At 66.6% G+C, this 16,407-nt stretch carries 13 protein-coding genes and 1 tRNA gene; 4 read left to right on the forward strand and 10 right to left on the reverse strand.

All coding sequences use genetic code 11. From position 1 onward, the window contains the following. The first annotated feature begins 35 nt into the window (after positions 1-35). Complete coding sequence (locus AC4JJG_RS07630; protein ID WP_495402035.1) at positions 36-1,550, forward strand: glycoside hydrolase family 183 protein; 1,515 nt, start codon at positions 36-38, stop codon at positions 1,548-1,550. A gap of 38 nt (positions 1,551-1,588) precedes the next feature. Here the strand turns inward: AC4JJG_RS07630 and AC4JJG_RS07635 are convergent, their stop codons facing one another. From AC4JJG_RS07635 to orn, 7 genes are all read right to left on the reverse strand, one after another. After that, complete coding sequence (locus tag AC4JJG_RS07635) at positions 1,589-2,188, reverse strand: DUF8020 domain-containing protein (RefSeq protein ID WP_495402034.1); 600 nt, start codon at positions 2,186-2,188, stop codon at positions 1,589-1,591. A 155-nt stretch (positions 2,189-2,343) separates the two neighbouring features. Then, positions 2,344-4,401 (reverse strand): neutral/alkaline ceramidase, encoded by a 2,058-nt coding sequence (locus AC4JJG_RS07640; protein ID WP_495402033.1) that lies wholly within the window; start codon positions 4,399-4,401, stop codon positions 2,344-2,346. A gap of 48 nt (positions 4,402-4,449) precedes the next feature. After that, positions 4,450-5,073 (reverse strand): TetR/AcrR family transcriptional regulator, encoded by a 624-nt coding sequence (locus tag AC4JJG_RS07645; RefSeq protein ID WP_495402032.1) that lies wholly within the window; start codon positions 5,071-5,073, stop codon positions 4,450-4,452. A 28-nt stretch (positions 5,074-5,101) separates the two neighbouring features. Beyond that, entirely contained in the window at positions 5,102-6,583 is a 1,482-nt protein-coding gene (locus AC4JJG_RS07650) for a flavin monoamine oxidase family protein (protein ID WP_495402031.1), read from the reverse strand. Between the two features lie 231 nt (positions 6,584-6,814). Further along, the gene (locus AC4JJG_RS07655) at positions 6,815-6,985 is read right to left on the reverse strand and encodes a hypothetical protein (RefSeq protein WP_495402030.1); all 171 of its coding nucleotides are present in this window, start codon (positions 6,983-6,985) and stop codon (positions 6,815-6,817) included. Positions 6,986-7,153: 168 nt separating this feature from the next. Continuing rightward, positions 7,154-7,226, reverse strand: a tRNA-His gene (locus tag AC4JJG_RS07660). 103 nt (positions 7,227-7,329) lie between these two features. Beyond that, positions 7,330-7,929, reverse strand: coding sequence for an oligoribonuclease (orn, locus tag AC4JJG_RS07665; RefSeq protein WP_495402029.1), 600 nt, complete (start codon positions 7,927-7,929; stop codon positions 7,330-7,332). Between the two features lie 96 nt (positions 7,930-8,025). On the opposite strand from orn, the gene AC4JJG_RS07670 reads away from it, so the two are divergent. The 3 genes from AC4JJG_RS07670 (at position 8,026) to AC4JJG_RS07680 (ending at position 12,488) form a co-directional block, all read left to right on the forward strand. Next, positions 8,026-9,582 (forward strand): helicase HerA-like domain-containing protein, encoded by a 1,557-nt coding sequence (locus AC4JJG_RS07670; protein ID WP_495402028.1) that lies wholly within the window; start codon positions 8,026-8,028, stop codon positions 9,580-9,582. A gap of 217 nt (positions 9,583-9,799) precedes the next feature. After that, entirely contained in the window at positions 9,800-11,212 is a 1,413-nt protein-coding gene (locus tag AC4JJG_RS07675) for an MFS transporter (RefSeq protein WP_495402027.1), read from the forward strand. A gap of 124 nt (positions 11,213-11,336) precedes the next feature. Further along, positions 11,337-12,488, forward strand: a complete 1,152-nt coding sequence (locus tag AC4JJG_RS07680; protein ID WP_495402026.1) for a uroporphyrinogen-III synthase — start codon at positions 11,337-11,339, stop codon at positions 12,486-12,488. Here the strand turns inward: AC4JJG_RS07680 and AC4JJG_RS07685 are convergent. From AC4JJG_RS07685 to nirB, 3 genes are all read right to left on the reverse strand, one after another. Then, positions 12,457-13,164: a sirohydrochlorin chelatase gene (locus AC4JJG_RS07685; protein ID WP_495402025.1), complete on the reverse strand. Its 708-nt coding sequence runs from the start codon at positions 13,162-13,164 to the stop codon at positions 12,457-12,459. The two genes, AC4JJG_RS07680 and AC4JJG_RS07685, sit on opposite strands and share 32 nt — an antisense overlap. 6 nt (positions 13,165-13,170) lie before the next feature. Next, on the reverse strand, positions 13,171-13,575 hold the full coding sequence (gene nirD, locus AC4JJG_RS07690) for a nitrite reductase small subunit NirD (RefSeq protein ID WP_495402024.1): 405 nt from the start codon (positions 13,573-13,575) through the stop codon (positions 13,171-13,173). A 238-nt stretch (positions 13,576-13,813) separates the two neighbouring features. Beyond that, positions 13,814-16,375 carry a nitrite reductase large subunit NirB gene (gene nirB / locus AC4JJG_RS07695; RefSeq protein ID WP_495405750.1) on the reverse strand — a complete coding sequence of 854 codons (2,562 nt, stop codon included), beginning with the start codon at positions 16,373-16,375 and terminating at the stop codon, positions 13,814-13,816. Positions 16,376-16,407 lie beyond the last annotated feature (32 nt).

The raw sequence follows: 16,407 nt of genomic DNA on the forward strand, positions 1-16,407 counted from the left end.
TTTTTCCTTTCAGGAGGAAGGACCCCGTCGCCGCCATGAGCTCTTCCAGGGTGTCTCGATTCGCCGTTCCGTTGTGCACCACCGCTCTTGCGTGTGGCCTGCTCACGCTCACGCCGGCGACGGTGGCCGCCGCCCCCGATCGGGCGCTGCCGAGTTCGGGTTGCATCGACGATCTGCCTCCGAAGAAGCCCGCCAAGCCCTTTGATCCTCGGGATCTCATTCCCAAGGTGCCCGACCGCATCGGCATTCCGCTGCCGTATCCGCGCATCGTGCCGGTACCGCAGCCGGATTCGGCTCCGAAACCCCCGGTGCGAATTCCGTCGGAACCGGCCCCGGCCAACCCGTGCACCGACCCGTGCCCGGACATCACCGATCCGCCGAAGCCCAAGCCCGGTAGCGGTGGCCCCGCCCTGAGCATCGAGTTCCCGAAGATCGGATTCGACCCTGCGCCGCAGGTGATTCCGGTGCCGGTACCGAATCCGGATCCGGCGCCCCCGCCTCCGCCGCCACCCACGGCCGTGCACTCCGGCATCGATGCCGCACCGACGGCGCCGAAGCCGGCGACGCCGCGTGTCGGGGGCGTCGACGTGGTGTCGACGGTGACGGGCAAGGGGTCGACCAGCCGTACCGACAAGCGCTGGCAGATCAACGGCACGGACCTCGGCATCATGTGGGAGTCGAAGCCGGGGCAGATCGCCATCGCGTTCGGTGACACCTTCGGCAAGGGATTCCGGCCGCCCGGTGCGAATGGCGGGGACTGGCGGAGCAACGTCATCGGCCACAGTTCCGACCGCGACCTTGCCGACGGCATGTCCATCGACACCGTGGTGCAGGACAGCAGATGTCATGCCGCACAGGTACTTTCGGCGCATCATGTCGACCGGTGGGAGATGACGACGATACCCACGTCCGGCTTCGCGATCGGTGACCGCCAGTTCATGACCTATATGTCGGTCCGCACCTGGACGCCCGTTCCCGGCGTGTGGCTGACCAATTACGGCGGCCTCGCCTATTCCGATGACGGCGGCTCCACGTGGACCAAGGATCCGTACGTCCGGTGGGACAATGTTTTCGGCACGAGTCAGTTCCAGGTGTCGGCGATGGTGCCGCAGGGGGACTACGTCTACATGTTCGGCACGCCCAACTCCCGGATCGGGACCGTCGGGCTCGCCCGGGTGCAGCGCGACAACGTGTTGAACAAGACGGCGTACCAATATTTCCGGGACGGTCGCTGGGTGCCGGCGAGAGATGGGAACGTCGCGTCGCCGCTGTTCTTCGGGGTCGCGGGAGAACTCTCGGTCCGATACGACGCCGACACCCGACGTTGGCAATTGAGCTATCTGGATGTCACGCGCAGCGCGATCGTGCTGCGGACCGCACGAGCGGCGCAGGGGACATGGTCGGAACCTGCTCCGCTGGTGGATTCGGGACGCTTTCCACAGATGTACGGAGGATTCCTGCACCCGTGGTCGGTTGGTCGGGACCTTTACTTCACGATGTCGACCTGGACCGACTACAACGTGTCGCTGATGCGGGCCAGGGTGAACTGACGCGCATCAGCGACACGAGGTGGGTGTTCGCCCCGGTACTACGGGGTGTTGATCCAGGTCAGGACGGACTGACCGGCCTGCGGGTCACCCTGGTTGATGCCGACGGCGGCGCCGATCACGGCGCCGACAGCGGCACCCCAGATGCAGCCGACGATGATGATGCAACCGACGACCAGTCCGATCAGTGCGCCCACCGCGGTCGTGACTCCGCCGCCACGGGCCCATCCGCGATTGATGTGGTAGATCATGTTCGAGTACGCACGGTCCTTCTTGGCGGACACCGGGTGCATACCGCGGGCGAGGGCCGAACGCGTCTGCGCGTTGAGGATCGGCGTGAACGTGGCCTGTGTGCGATCGGCGCTCACGTTGGCGCGCAACGGAACCTGTACGCCGTTCAGCGAAATGCTCAACGGGACATGCTGCACCACGCTGCCCTTGCGGTCGCGGACGGTCAGCTCGTTCTGTCCGGATGCGAAGGTCGCATTGGTGAGGACCGAGGTGATCTGCGATCCGTTGGCGGATGCCTTGGTGAGGTGAGTGGGTGCGGACGACACGGGGGCACCGTTCGCGGTCGCGGCCGCGACGGTCATCATCGCGATGGACGCGATGGCAACGAATAAGACCTTGAAGAATTTCATGACGCCATCCTGATTCCGATTCGTGAACAATGCGAAGTCGACCCCCGCGAGTACCTTAACCCGCGCTGAGAGGAAAGGGACCACCGAGAGCGCGTTCGTAGTACGTCGATCGGGCGACGACGAGGGAAACGGAATCGTTAGCGACACAAAAGATATCAGTGGACCCGGAATTCGGCCGATGTGGCCGTGAACGGTGTGAGCCGGCCGCTCGCGCTCCGGTGATCGCCGTGGTACCGGATACGGAAGCGTCCCTCGGTCAATCGGCCGTCGCGTCCGCGCGGAACGGTCCAGATGATGCGGATGATCGACGCGGCATCCTGGCCCGGCGGCCTGCGCCAGTGGAGTTCCGTCGACCAGTCGTTGTCGTCGGCAACGGTCTTCCATGCGGTGCCGGAGAGTTGCTGAACCTCGAGATAGGTGTGCCCGGTGTGGAAGTCGTTGTTCGGATGCGCGCCGACGAACTCCACGACCGCGCGCTGGCCCGGCCTGCGCCGCGGTGCCGGCTGGATCAGGACGTCGCCGAACCTGTGTCCGCGTACCGGTCGATCGGCCGGCACGGGCGGCAGGAGATCGGGCTGGAACCCGGATTTGTCCAGAGGTGCGGGGCCCCGTGCGGGTGCGCGACGGGCGGCCATATCCGATGCGAGGCGATGGAATTCCTGCATATAGGCGGGCAGCGTGTACCTGCCGTACATTGTTTGTCCGCCTTCGTACTGCTGTGCGTCGTATTCCTCGGGGGTGGTCACATATTGCGTGTATGCGTTGGAATAGCCCTGGACGAGCACGTTGTCCATGTCGACGCGCAGTGCGTCGGCCACCACGCGGCGCAGGCGTAGGCCGGCCACCACGGTCACCTCGGCCGGTATGCCGACCAGCACGATCTCGCCGATCCGGAGGATTTGCAGGGGGACCACGTGGGGCACCCAGGGTGCGGGCGGCATGATGCCGAGGGGGAACAGGATGATCTTCGGGGCCTGCATGTCGGCGACGCCCACCGGCACCGAGGGCCGTCGCCCGCCGCCCATGGCCGTGACCAGGGGATTGGTGGTGCCCTCTTTGAGGAAGGCCAGCTGCGACCGGTTGTTGTCCTCCATGCTGGTCGCCGCCGCGGCGACGCCCATCATGGCGGGCGTGGTGTGCGCCGGCCTGCCGTCGGGCGTGTAGGTGCCGGACACGGCGACCGACGACATGTCCACGTAACGCAGGATGGCGTCCACGCCGCCGCGTGTCATCGGTCGGGCGTTGTCGAAAGCCGCACGACCGGAACGATATTGGCGGTCACCGATGATCTCGCAGTTCTTCTTGTGATCGGAGGTCGGACCACCGGGATGCATTTTCGTGAGATTCAGGTTGGGTGTCATGTCACCCGAATTCGTCTGTGGGAAGGCGGCGACGAATCCCGGACGCGCCGACTCCCATTGATAACTCGCGTATCCCTTGTTGTCGCCGCCGATGAGGGTGTTGGCGTCGGTAAGGGAGGTGCAGTGGGTGGAGAACCAGGTGATGGCGCCGACGTCGGTGCTGCCCTGGCGGATACGCAGAACGGTGACGCTCGGGTCGATGGCGTTCGGGAACGGTGTGCGGTCCGACCCGGGGTTGCGGTCGAAGGCCTGCCGTGAGCGGTTGCGGCTGGCGTTGTGGAGTTCGTCGCGGCCGATCGCGATCGTGCCGGGGGCGAGATTGTCGTGTGCCCGGACGATGGCCCGGTACATGCCCTCGAGTTCGGCATGGTACGAATTTCGTCGGAAACCGTAGGACGCAAGCGAATACGCGAAGTCCCATGCGGTGCCCCCGCAGGACGCGTGGGTATGTGTCGCGTTCAGGTTGACGTTGCGTTCGGTGTAGAGATCGCCGAATCGTCGACGCAACTTGCCCATCAGGCCGATGTGATGGGACTGGAACACGCAGGCGATATCGCTGGTCACGAAGACCACGCGGTCGCCGGTTTCCCTGTCGACGATGATGTACGCGCGTGACCAGCAGCGCTGCATGAGGCCGGAGGCGACCTGTTCGGTGTCGGAGTATCCCATCATGCCCTGACCGGCGATGGCGCCGGTCATGTCGGCGATGCCACAACCCACCAGATAGCCGGTGGCCGTTCCGGATTCGGCGCCGGGGGCGGCCTCGGCCCGGTTCCGTCCGGTGCCGATCGCGGTGGCGGCGACAGCGGTTGCGGCGGTGCCGGCCAGCAGGTGGCGACGGCTGATGTCCATGGGGTCTCCTCGAAAGACGGGCCGGTGATGACCGGGAGGGGCGAGACGTCAGGCGTCGGTGCCGACGTGTCGGATGAGGTGTGCGATCGTTGCCTCACCGATCTGCTCGCAGATCGATCGATCACGAATATTCAGGTAGGACAGGGTGATTCCGTCCGTCGCCGCGACCACCAGGGGGGCGAGCTCGGCGGGCGGACGTGACCATGACACTCCCGCCTGCTCGGCGGCGAGGATCAGTCCGGCGGTGATGGCCTGGTAGTAGCGGTGGTACAGGTCGGCGCCGAGGTCGGCGAGTCCCTGGGACTGACGGGTGTATTGGTTCAGTGAGATCAGGGCCTGTGCCCGGTCGGGGTCGTCGACAACGGCCGAGATGTATCCGAAGATGCTGTCGTGCAAGAAGGTTCGCACACCCTCGATACCGCCTGGGGCGTCCGATGATGTCTCACCGAGGGTCTCGGCGATCAGTGCGAGCTCGTTGTCGGTGCCGCGTTGTACCAGCGCCGCCAGCAGTTCGTCCCGCGATGCGAAGACATAATGCAGCGTCGAGAGGGTGACGCCGGCCTCGGCGGCGATGGCACGTGTGGTCGCGCCGTCGACGCCATGACGCGCGATCACCCGGAACGCGGCATCGAACAGGAGCTCTCGACGCTCCTCGACAGGTATACGCGGCATGGTGTCGTCCTCGGTTCGGGGTGCTGATTCAGCGCAGGGCGTCGAGCACTTCGCGGGCCGCGCGTTCGCCCGAGCGGACCGCGCCATCCATGTAGCCGGTCCAGAAGTCGGCGGTCTCGGTGCCGGCCCAGTGGATGGGACCCACCGGATTACGCAGTGCCGGACCGTATTTCGTGAGGATGCCGGGCCGCGTCGTCGCCACCGGACCACCTCGCGACCAGGGTTCGAGATCCCATTTGAAGATGCCGTGGTCGATGTGCTCGCGGGCCTGTGGTCCGAAGTAGTCGACGAAGTTGCCGATGCATTCCCGGACGATCTGCGACTCCGACGCATGGTCGAGACGGCGCATGGCATCCGCCGAGATGAATCCCATCAGGATGTGATTGCCGTCGGTAGCGGCCTCGAAGGTCACGTCGATGGGTGTGCCGTTGCCGATCACCTGGCCGGACATGCCGTTCTCGCGCCAGAACGGCGTGCGGTAGAGCGCGGCGAATTTGCTGACCGCGCCCATCGTGTACCCGCGATGCAGGCCGGTCCGGGCGGCGGGAAGCCCTGGGCGGAAATCGATCTGGTCGACGATGGCCGGCGACATCGCGACAATGACCTTGTGTCCGCTGAAGGTACCGGCATCGGTGGTCACGGTGGTCCGCCCGCCGGAGGTGTCGATCGCCCGGACCGGTGCGTTGTAGACGATGCGGCTGCCCAGGTTCCGCGCCATCCGGATCGGGATGAGTGCGGCGCCGCCCTGGAAGAGTCGCTCCTGAGCGCCGTCGTCGGTACTGAGCAGCCGGATCAGGGTGCCCGGATTCTGTTCGTCACCGGCCGCGGCGATGTAGTTCAGGTAATAGAGTGCGGAAACCTGGTCCGGGCGCGTGGACACCGCGGCCGACAGCGCCAGTGAATTCAGTGCACGACCGGCGCGCGACGACGAGAGTTGGTCGGTGTACTGCTTCCAGGTCATCGAGTCGAGCCGTGCGGCGTCTGGGTGTTTCCACGGCTCGCCCACAGGGAATCCCGCGAGTGCGTCGGCCTGCGCGCGGCCGAGTGCGGCGAGCGCCTCGGCCGCTTCGGGTACTGGTGGCACCGGAACCGCGGCGGACATCCGATGTCCGGTGCCGTCATGCCAGTACAGGCTGTCGCCCTGGTTATAGGTCGGGATGGTGCGCACGTCGTATTCGCGGGCGAGCGCGTTGATGCGATTCTGCGTCGGTCCGACGAACTCGGCCCCCGCGTCGAGATTCGCGCCGGTACGCGCCGAACGGATGTTGTGGATGCGACCACCGGGCCGCTCACGTGCTTCGAGGACCAGTACGGATGCACCCGCGCGGCTGAGTTTCCGTGCGGCGGACAGCCCGGACAGTCCGGCTCCGACAACGATCGCATCGACGCTGCCGCGTGCCGGCGTGGCGGATGCACGGCCGGTGCTGCCGAGCACCCCGGCTCCGGCCAGCGCGCCGGCCGCACCGACCGCGCCGCCCAAGAAGACGCGTCGCGAGATGTGTTGTCCCATGGTCATTCCCCGATCTGCCAAGCCGCTGCGGACGTCGAAACGCTAACGTCCGAATGTTTAGGTCAAATGACCTGAAGTAACGGCATCGTATCGGGTGATGCGTGATCTGTCTCGCATCGGGTCAGATTGGGCGAGCTACATCTCATTTGGCCGTCCGGAACGACGAACGCCCCCGCCGGACGATTCCGGAGGGGGCGAGTTGTGTTCCGACGGCGGTCGGGGACCGGCCTGCTAGTCCTTGTCCTTCTTCTTCTTGATGATCTTCATGACCTCGTCGGCATCGACGTTCTTCGCGACCAGCTTGGCGTTCTTCGCCTTGCGAACGGAGTACAGGTCGTCCTTCTTCGCTGCCGCGACGTGCAGTCCGACCTTCTTCGCCGCCTTGTTCAGATCCTCCAGCATGCGGCGGATGCTACGTCATCAAGATGAACGGAACGTGCCGGGTGAGGCGTGGGTTCAGCAAAGTGCAAACGTGCTGGTCTCAGCGGAGTAGGCGTCCGGAAGCGCGGGTAGGGAGAGGTCGTCGCAGACAAAAAAGTGGGAGGGCGCCGGAGCCCTCCCACTTATCGGGGTGGATGACGGGACTCGAACCCGCGACAGCCAGGATCACAACCTGGTGCTCTACCAACTGAACTACATCCACCATCGGCGTCGGGACCCCGGGATCGCTCTCCGGGTTCCAGAGCCAGAGACATACTCTAGCGGGTCCGGGTGCCCGAACTCCAATCGGTTAGGTCAGGGCGTGTTCATGCAGGTCCGAGGTCAGCGACGATCTCGGCGAGCTGATCGGTGTCGGGCCCCGGATCGGCGACGAACGCAGCCAGGCGGTAGTACTTGAGTTCGCGGATGGATTCACGGATGTCGGCGAGGGCGCGGTGCGCGAGGCCCTTCTCCGGCTGACCGAAGTAGACCTTCGGGAACCAGCGACGGCACAGTTCCTTGATGGAACTGACATCGACCATGCGGTAGTGCAGGTAGGCGTCGAGTTCGGGCATGTCGCGCGCGATGAAGCCGCGGTCGGTGGCGATCGAATTGCCGGCCAGCGGCACGGCGCCGGCGGTAGTGACGTGCGTGCGGATGTAGTCGAGGACCTGTTTCTCGGCTTCGGCGACGGTCACGGTCGCGGCACGCACCTCGTCGGTGAGGCCGGAGGCGGCATGCATCTTGGTCACCACGTCCGGCATGGCGGCGAGTGCGTCGTCGTCGGCGTGTATGACGATGTCGACGCCGTCGCCGAGGATGTTCAGGTCACTGTCGGTGACCAGGGCCGCGATCTCGATCAGCTTGTCCGATCCGAGGTCGAGGCCGGTCATCTCGCAATCGATCCACACCAGTTTGTCCTGCATGCGGCTAACGATAGCCGTCAGCGGGGGAGCGCCGGTGTGCCGACCGCTATTGTTTCCTCAGGTAACCGAGGATCTGACCATGATGAGAGGGCATCCGTGACCGACGACAAGCAGGACGCTCAGACGATCGCCGCCGGATATGCCTTCGACGGCGCCGCCCTGGAACTGGGCACGGTGTCGGTGGACGGGCAGGTCGACCCCGCCGCGAAGGTGCGCATCCCGCTGGCGATGATGAACCGGCACGGGCTGGTCGCGGGTGCCACCGGCACCGGCAAGACGAAGTCGCTGCAACTCATCGCCGAACAGCTCTCCGCCAACGGTGTCCCGGTCATCATGGCTGACATCAAGGGTGATCTGTCGGGACTCTCGAACCCCGGCGCCGGCAACGACAAGATCGCCGAGCGGACCGCGCAGACCGGCGACGACTGGCAGCCCGCCGCGTATCCGGTCGAGTTCGTCTCGCTCGGCTCGGGCGGTGTCGGTGTGCCGGTCCGCGCGACGATCACCTCGTTCGGCCCGATCCTGCTGAGTAAAGTGTTGGGGCTCAACGATACCCAGGAGTCGACGCTCGGTCTGATCTTCCACTGGGCGGATCAGAAGGCGCTGCCGCTGCTCGACCTGAAGGATCTGCGCTTGGTGATCGCCTACCTGACGAGCGACGAGGGCAAGCCGGAACTGAAGGCCATCGGCGGGGTCTCCACGCAGACCGCGGGAGTCATCCTCCGCGCGCTGACCAACCTGGAGGCCGAGGGCGGCGACACGTTCTTCGGCGAACCCGAGATCGAGCCCGCCGACCTGTTGCGCGTCGGCGCCGACGGACGTGGCGTCATCACACTGTTCGAGCTGGGCGCACAGTCGTCCCGTCCCGCGCTGTTCTCGACCTTCCTGATGTGGATCCTGGCGGATCTCTTCGAGTTCCTGCCGGAGGTCGGCGACCTCGACAAGCCGAAACTGGTCTTCATCTTCGACGAGTCGCACCTGCTGTTCGACGACGCGTCGAAGGCCTTCAAGCAGCAGGTCGAGCAGACCGTCAAACTCATCCGCTCCAAGGGCGTCGGCGTGTTCTTCTGCTCCCAATTGCCCACCGACATCCCCAATGAGGTGCTGTCGCAGTTGGGAGCCCGCATCCAGCATGCGTTGCGCGCCTTCACCCCCGACGATCAGAAGGCTCTCGCCAAGACGGTCAAGACCTACCCGGTGTCCGAGGTCTACGACCTCGAGAAGGCGCTCACCTCCCTCGGCACCGGTGAGGCGGTCGTCACCGTGCTGTCCGAGAAGGGCGCACCGACACCGGTGGCGTGGACGGTCATGCGTGCACCGCGATCGTCGATGGAAGCCGTTGGTGCCGAGGCGATCACCGCGGCGGCCAAGGCAAGCCCGTTGTACGCCAAGTACGGTCAGCCCGTCGACCGGGAATCGGCGTACGAGAAGCTGGCGGCGAAAACCCTTGCGCCGGATGAGTCGGCCGATGCGCCGGCACCCGAATCGGTTCCGGTGCCACCCATGCCCGCGCCGACTCCGGAGCAGCCGGGCATCCTGACCGAGGTGCTCACCAGCAAGCCGATGCAGAGCTTCCTCCGATCGGCGGCCTCGTCCGCGGGCCGTGAGATCAGTCGCGCGATCTTCGGTACGGGTCGTCGGCGGCGGCGCTGACATCTCGGCCTACTCAATCAGCGCCCGGAGACGACTGCCGCTGGTCGAGTAGGCGCCGAGGCAGCGAGCCGCCGTATCGAGGCCACGCGAGCCCTGTGGCTCACGATGAGGCGGGCGAGACCGTGAGATAGAGGTTACGTCGGGGTCATCGCGGGAACCCTTGGGGCAATACGTGATTCCTATCGTCGGGGCATCCGTTGATGAGAGGAATCAGCCCATGCCACGTTCACGTGTGATCACCCGGTGGGATCCGGAGGACGAGACCGCCTGGGAGGCGGGCGGCAAGAAGATCGCCTACCGCAACCTGATCTGGTCGGTGTTCGCCGAGCACATCGGATTCTCGGTGTGGTCCCTGTGGTCGGTGATGGTGCTGTTCATGCCCGCCGACATCTATGGACTCTCACCCGCCGACAAGTTCCTGATCGGTGCCTGCGCGACCCTCACCGGCTCGCTCCTGCGGTTCCCGTACACGATGGCGACGGCCCGCTTCGGTGGCCGTAACTGGACGATCTTCTCGGCGTTCGTCCTGTTGATCCCGGTCACCGGAACCATCCTGATCCTCGCCAATCCCGGTCAGCCGCTGTGGGTTTACCTCGTGTGCGCGGCAGTGACCGGGCTCGGGGGCGGCAATTTCGCGTCGTCGATGACCAATATCAACGCCTTCTTCCCGCAACGCCTGAAGGGGTGGGCACTGGGCCTGAATGCCGGTGGCGGCAATCTCGGCGTGCCCGCGGTGCAACTCATCGGCCTGCTGGTGATCGCCACCGTCGGCAATACGCAACCGTACTGGGTGTGCGCCTTCTATCTGGTGGTGCTCACGGCGGCGGGTATCGGTGCGGCACTGTTCATGGACAATCTGTCGGTGCCGAGCGTCGACATGGCGGCCATGCGCGCCGCGGTGCGCAACCGCGACACCTGGGTGATCTCACTGCTCTACATCGGTACCTTCGGGTCGTTCATCGGCTTCTCGTTCGCCTTCGGTCAGGTCCTGCAGATCAACTTCATCGCCGGCGGCGACACCGCACCCCAGGCGGCCCTGCATGCAGCGCAGATAGCGTTCATCGGGCCGCTGCTCGGCTCGGTGGCGCGCGTGTACGGCGGGAAACTCGCCGACCGGATCGGTGGCGGCCGGGTCACGCTCGGGGTCTTCGTGGGCATGGTCGCCTTCGCCGGTGTCCTCATCGCGGCGTCCACCGGTGCCGGGCAGGGTGCGGCATCGGGAGCGGCGATGACCGGGTACATCGTCGGGTTCATTGCGCTGTTCCTGCTGTCCGGGGTCGGCAACGGCTCGGTGTACAAGATGATCCCGACGATCTTCGAGGCGCAGTCCCGGACCCTGGGGCTCGATGAGGCTGCGCGCGTGCACTATTCGCGTTCCATGTCCGGTGCGGTGATCGGCATCGCGGGTGCGATCGGCGGCCTCGGCGGAGTGGGCATCAACCTCGTTCTGCGGCAGTCCTATCAAACACAGGGCACCGCGACCGCGGCCTTCTGGGTCTTCGGTGCCTTCTACGTGATCGCGGTGCTCGTCACCTGGCGGGTGTACCTGACCGTTCCCGCGGAAGGCGGACGCACACGGTGGCTCCCGATTGCGCGGGATGCCGCGGACCCCGAACCCGCCGGTATCTGATCGTTCCGGACGGACCGAACACCCGGGACCCCGGCCCCGGGTGTTCGGTGTCGGTGCGTCGCATCGAGAGACCTCCCCATGGCAAGCTGTTTGCAGCCCGCACACACCCGATCGAAAGTGACCCATGCCCAGCGATCGACCCGCGTCCACCGGCACACCGGGCGCCGACCTGCCCCTCACCGGTTTCACGGTCGCGATCACCGCGGCCCGGCGAGCGGACGAATTCGAGACACTGCTGCGCAGGCGTGGTGCCGACGTGGTGTCGACCCCCGCCATCGCGATGGTGCCGCTGGCCGACGACGAACGTCTCCGACAGGCCACCGAGGAGCTCATCGCCTCACCGCCCGACCTGTTGATCGCCACCACCGGGATCGGTTTTCGTGGATGGATCGAGGCCGCGGACGGCTGGGGTCTTGCCGAGACGTTGCTCACGGCCCTCGGCGGCGCGCGGGTGATCTCGCGTGGCCCCAAGGCGACCGGCGCGCTGCGGGCCGCCGGACTCCGCGAGGAATGGTCGCCGGTCTCGGAGTCCTCGGCCGAGGTGCTTACGCATCTGACCGCCGACGATCTCGCCGGCCGTCGTGTCGCGGTGCAGCTCCACGGTGCTACGGACGACTGGGACCCGGTGCCGGGCTTCCTCGACGAGTTGTCCGCGCGTGGCGCGGAGGTCGTCGGTGTGCCCGTCTATCGGTGGGAGTTGCCGCAGGACACCCGACCGCTGGATGCGCTGGTCGAGCAGCTCGCTCTCGCGCAGGTGGACGCGGTCACCTTCACCTCGGCGCCGGCGGTCGCGTCGGTGTTGATGCGGGCCGATGACGCGGGAGTTCTCGCCGGAGTGCGGCATGCCTTGTCCACCAGCGTGATTCCGTACTGCGTCGGACCGGTGACGGCCGGTCCGCTGACCCGTATCGGTATCGAGACGGTCGCCCCCGACCGTATGCGGCTCGGTGCGCTGGCCCGCCTGGTCGCCGATGATCTCCCTGCGCGCAAGCCGCCGTTGGCGGTCGACGGTCACTCACTGGGGGTGCGTGCGGTGTCCGCGACCGTCGACGGCGAACCCCGCGATGTACCGCCCAGCGCGATGTCGCTGCTGCGTGAACTGGCCCGCAACCCGGGTGAGGTGGTGTCGAGGGAGGATCTGCTGGCGGTGCTGCCCGCCGCGAGTGACGACACCCATGCGGTGGAGGCGGCGATCGCCCGCCTGCGCGCCGCGTTGGGGGTCAAGGGGCTCATCGCCACCGTCGTCAAACGGGGATATCGGCTCGCGCTCGACTGACGCGGTCACACACCACGTCGAAGATCCGCGGATGTAGCCCCAGCGGTTGCGCGACGATGTCCGCCCGCGCCTCCCGGAGCCGATTCTGGAACAGGCCGGGTGCCAGGAGATACGACGCGACCGCGACATGGGAGGCACCGCTGCCGCGCATGTGTTCGACGGCGTCGATCACCGACGGGTGCTCGCCGGTCGCCGGTGGTGCGGCGTAGCCGATCCCGACGGGCATGCCGGTGAGTGTCGACAGCGTGTCCGCCGTGACCCGGATGTCGCGTTGCGCGTGCGGATCCGAAGACCCGGCCGCCGCCAGGACCAGTCCGCTCGCGCGGGGTGACGGTGCGCCGGCGCCGGCCTCGCGGAGCCGATCCAGCAACGCTTCGGCCAGATCCGGTGACGGCCCGAGTGCCGGTGTGACAACGCAATCGGCATGTCCGGAAGCCGTGATGTGGCCGGGGATGTCGACGCGCACGTGATATCCCCTCGAGAGGAACGCAGGCACCACGACGACGCGTTCATGCGTCAGGTCGGCGAGCACCTCGCTCGGGCTGGGGCCGAGCACGTCGACGAACGCGACGCGGACGGTGTCGTGCATCCGCCGCGAGACTGCGGTCGCGAGGTCTCCGATCAGGTTCACACCGTGCGGATTTCGGGTGCCGTGTGCCACCAGCAGGATCGTCATGGCGGGTCAGGCGGTGGCCCGGCGCGGCCGGTACCCGAACCGGACGTCGGGGGAGTTGGCCACGAAGACCGTGCCGTCCAGTCCGATGCGGGTGCCGTACACGGGTATCGATACGCCATCGGCGTCCAGGCAGCGACCGTCGAGGAGGCTGTACGCCTGCTTCTTCAACGGGGACTGGACGACCGGGAAACCGTTGCGATCGCCGACGATCCCGCGCGACATGACCGCGGCGCGGCCGATCGGATCGATGTTGCCGACCGCCCGGATGGAGTCATCGGCGAGGCGGAACAGCGCCACCTGCGACCCGTCGGGCAACAGGACGCCGACTCCGCGCAGTGGTGCGAGTGCAGATGCCGCGCAGGCCGGCGTCCATTCGCGGGTCCAGTGATGCAGATCGAAGCTGAGTGTCATGCGTGGTCCTTCTGTCGTCGTGTGGGGCGTGTCGAGACCGTGTCCGTTGGATCTCGATACGACCTCGGCTAGCGCCTCGGTCTACTCGATCAGCGGTTGGGGGCTAGCGCCTCGGTCTACTCGATCAGCGGTTGGGGGCTGGCGCCTCGGTCTACTCGATCGGCGGTGGGCGGGCGCTTCTGCTGGTCGAGTAGGCCACGAGCGCAGCGAGTCGCCGTATCGAGACCCCGGTACCGGTTCAGCGCACGGGCATGGCGGGCGATCCGATGAGCACCGGAACCTTGCGGCCGTTCTTCTGGGTGAACTGCACTGTGGGGTCGGGTGATTCGGGTGCGTTGACGAAGGACACGAAGCGCGACAGCTTCTCCGGATCCTCGAGGACCCCCTTCCACTCGCAGGCGTAGCCGTCGACGTGGCGGCCCATGGCGGCCTCGAAATCCGCTGCGAGGCCCAGACTGTCGTCGATGACGACGGACTTCAGATGGTCGAGCCCGCCGTCGAGTGCCTCCAGCCAGGGTGCGGTGCGTTGCAGGCGGTCGGCGGTCCGGATGTAATACATCAGGAACCGGTCGATATAGCGGATCAGGGTGTCGCCGTCGAGGTCTCCGGCGAGCAGCATCGCATGCTTGGGCGTCATGCCGCCGTTTCCGCACACATAGAGATTCCACCCGGACTCGGTGGCGATCACCCCGACGTCCTTGCCACGTGCCTCGGCGCATTCGCGGGCGCATCCGGACACGGCCATCTTGATCTTGTGCGGGGATCGCAGTCCGCGATAACGCAGTTCGAGATCGATGGCCATCTGCACCGAGTCCTGCTGGCCGTACCGGCACCAGTCGGTGCCGACGCAGCTTTTGACCGTGCGCAACGATTTGCCGTAGGCCTGGCCGGATTCCATACCGCCGTCGACGAGTCGCCGCCAGATCTGCGGTAGTTGCTCGACGGTGGCGCCGAACATGTCGATCCGCTGACCGCCGGTGATCTTGGTGTAGAGGCCGAAATCGCGGGCGATCTCGCCGATGAGGATGAGCTGGTCGGGTGTGATGTCGCCGCCCGGCACCCGGGGCACCACCGAATAGGTGCCGTTTCGTTGGATGTTGGCGAGGAAATGGTCGTTGCTGTCCTGGAGCGAGGCCTGCTCGCCGTCGAGGATGTGGTCCGAACCGGTCGACGCCAGAATCGATGCGACGGTGGGTTTGCAGATGTCGCAACCGGTTCCGGTACCGAATCGTTCGATCAGTCCGCTGAAGGTGCGAATGCCGCTTGCCTGAATCAGTTCGAAGAGTTCGGCCCGTGACTGCGAGAAGTGTTCGCACAGTGCCGTCGACTGCGTGACGCCCTCGGCGGCGAGCAGTTGGGACAGCAGCGGAACACACGAGCCGCACGATGCGCCCGCGCCGGTGCACTTCTTCAGAGCCGGTACGTCGGCGGCCCCGTCGGCGATGGCCGTCCGCAGTTCCCCGGTGCACACGGCGTTACAGGAGCAGACCTGTGCGTCGTCGGGCAGTGCGCCGACGCCGAGCCCCGGGGAGTCACCGGAACTTGGTGCGATGAGGCCGACCGGATCACCCGGCAGTGTGGAGCCGACGAGGGGGCGCAGCATGCCGTATGCGCTCGCATCGCCGATCAGCACACCGCCGAGCAGTGTCGAGGCATCATCGGAGAGAACGAGTTTCGCATACGTGCCCTTGATGGGGTCGCTGACCACGACGTCGAGTGCGCCGGGCGTGGTACCGAGGGCATCGCCGAAGCTGGCCACGTCGACGCCGAGCAGTTTCAATTTGGTCGACATGTCGGCGCCCGGGAATTCCGCGGTGCCGCCGAGCAATTGGTCGACGACGACCTCGGCCGTCGCGTATCCGGGGCCGACGAGACCGTAGCAGCGACCCTCGACGGCGGCGACCTCACCGATCGCGAAGATCGCCGGATCGGAGGTGACGCACTGACGGTCGGTGATGACGCCGCCGCGTTCGGCGATATCGAGGCCCGCGTCCCGGGCGAGGCCGTCCCGGGGACGCACCCCGGCCGCGAAGACCACCACCGCGGTGTCGACGGTGCTGTCGTCGGCCAGGGTGACGAGCAGTCCGTCACCGTCGTCGGCCGGATGGATGGCGGCGGTTCCGGACGACAGGGAGATGTCGATCCCGAGGTCGCCGATCATCCGCGCCAGGTGTTCGCCGCCGGCGGCGTCGATCTGCTGCGGCATGAGCCGCGGATTCACTTCGACCACATGGGGTCTCAGACCGAGGGTGCGCAGGGCGTTGGCCGCCTCGAGTCCGAGAAGACCGCCACCTACGACCACACCCACGGCGTCGTCGGATCGTGCGAGTGCCGCCTCGGCACGGGTCCTGATCGCATCGAGATCGTCGAAGGTGCGATAGACGTGGCAGCCGGGCAGGTCGTGGCCGGGTACCGGCGGAACGAAGGCATAGGAGCCGGTGGCGAGGACGAGGGCGTCGTAGCCGACGATCGTGCCGTCGGTGACGGTCACCGTCCGGTTCTCCCGGTCGATCGCGGTGACCGGGGAGGACAGGCGCAGGTCGACCGCGTCGTCACCGGCATACGCGTTGCCCGGCAACGCCAACTCGGTGCGCTGCCAGGCGCCGACGTAGGCGGAGAGTCCGACCCGGTCGTAGGCGGCGTCGGATTCCTCGGCGAGGACGATGATCTGCAATGCGCCGTCGGTGTCGCGGGTGCGGAGGGCCTCGACGAATCGATGCCCGACCATGCCGTGTCCGACCACTACGCACGTTCGTGGCTGCGTGGAAGTGCCGGTTGGGGTGGACGTCTCGATGCTCATGGTGCCTCACGGTAGGGGGATGGTGTTGCCGG

Source organism: Gordonia sp. B8661-1, from assembly GCF_059427765.1.

What these genes read in the sequence shown, in the direction of transcription:
- AC4JJG_RS07630 (WP_495402035.1), top strand. Translation starts at nt 36, where the DNA reads ATGAGCTCTTCCAGGGTGTCTCGATTCGCCGTTCCGTTGTGCACCACC.
- AC4JJG_RS07635 (WP_495402034.1), bottom strand. Translation starts at nt 2,188, where the DNA reads ATGAAATTCTTCAAGGTCTTATTCGTTGCCATCGCGTCCATCGCGATG.
- AC4JJG_RS07640 (WP_495402033.1), bottom strand. Translation starts at nt 4,401, where the DNA reads ATGGACATCAGCCGTCGCCACCTGCTGGCCGGCACCGCCGCAACCGCT.
- AC4JJG_RS07645 (WP_495402032.1), bottom strand. Translation starts at nt 5,073, where the DNA reads ATGCCGCGTATACCTGTCGAGGAGCGTCGAGAGCTCCTGTTCGATGCC.
- AC4JJG_RS07650 (WP_495402031.1), bottom strand. Translation starts at nt 6,583, where the DNA reads ATGGGACAACACATCTCGCGACGCGTCTTCTTGGGCGGCGCGGTCGGT.
- AC4JJG_RS07655 (WP_495402030.1), bottom strand. Translation starts at nt 6,985, where the DNA reads ATGCTGGAGGATCTGAACAAGGCGGCGAAGAAGGTCGGACTGCACGTC.
- orn (WP_495402029.1), bottom strand. Translation starts at nt 7,929, where the DNA reads ATGCAGGACAAACTGGTGTGGATCGATTGCGAGATGACCGGCCTCGAC.
- AC4JJG_RS07675 (WP_495402027.1), top strand. Translation starts at nt 9,800, where the DNA reads ATGCCACGTTCACGTGTGATCACCCGGTGGGATCCGGAGGACGAGACC.
- AC4JJG_RS07680 (WP_495402026.1), top strand. Translation starts at nt 11,337, where the DNA reads ATGCCCAGCGATCGACCCGCGTCCACCGGCACACCGGGCGCCGACCTG.
- AC4JJG_RS07685 (WP_495402025.1), bottom strand. Translation starts at nt 13,164, where the DNA reads ATGACGATCCTGCTGGTGGCACACGGCACCCGAAATCCGCACGGTGTG.
- nirD (WP_495402024.1), bottom strand. Translation starts at nt 13,575, where the DNA reads ATGACACTCAGCTTCGATCTGCATCACTGGACCCGCGAATGGACGCCG.
- nirB (WP_495405750.1), bottom strand. Translation starts at nt 16,375, where the DNA reads ATGAGCATCGAGACGTCCACCCCAACCGGCACTTCCACGCAGCCACGA.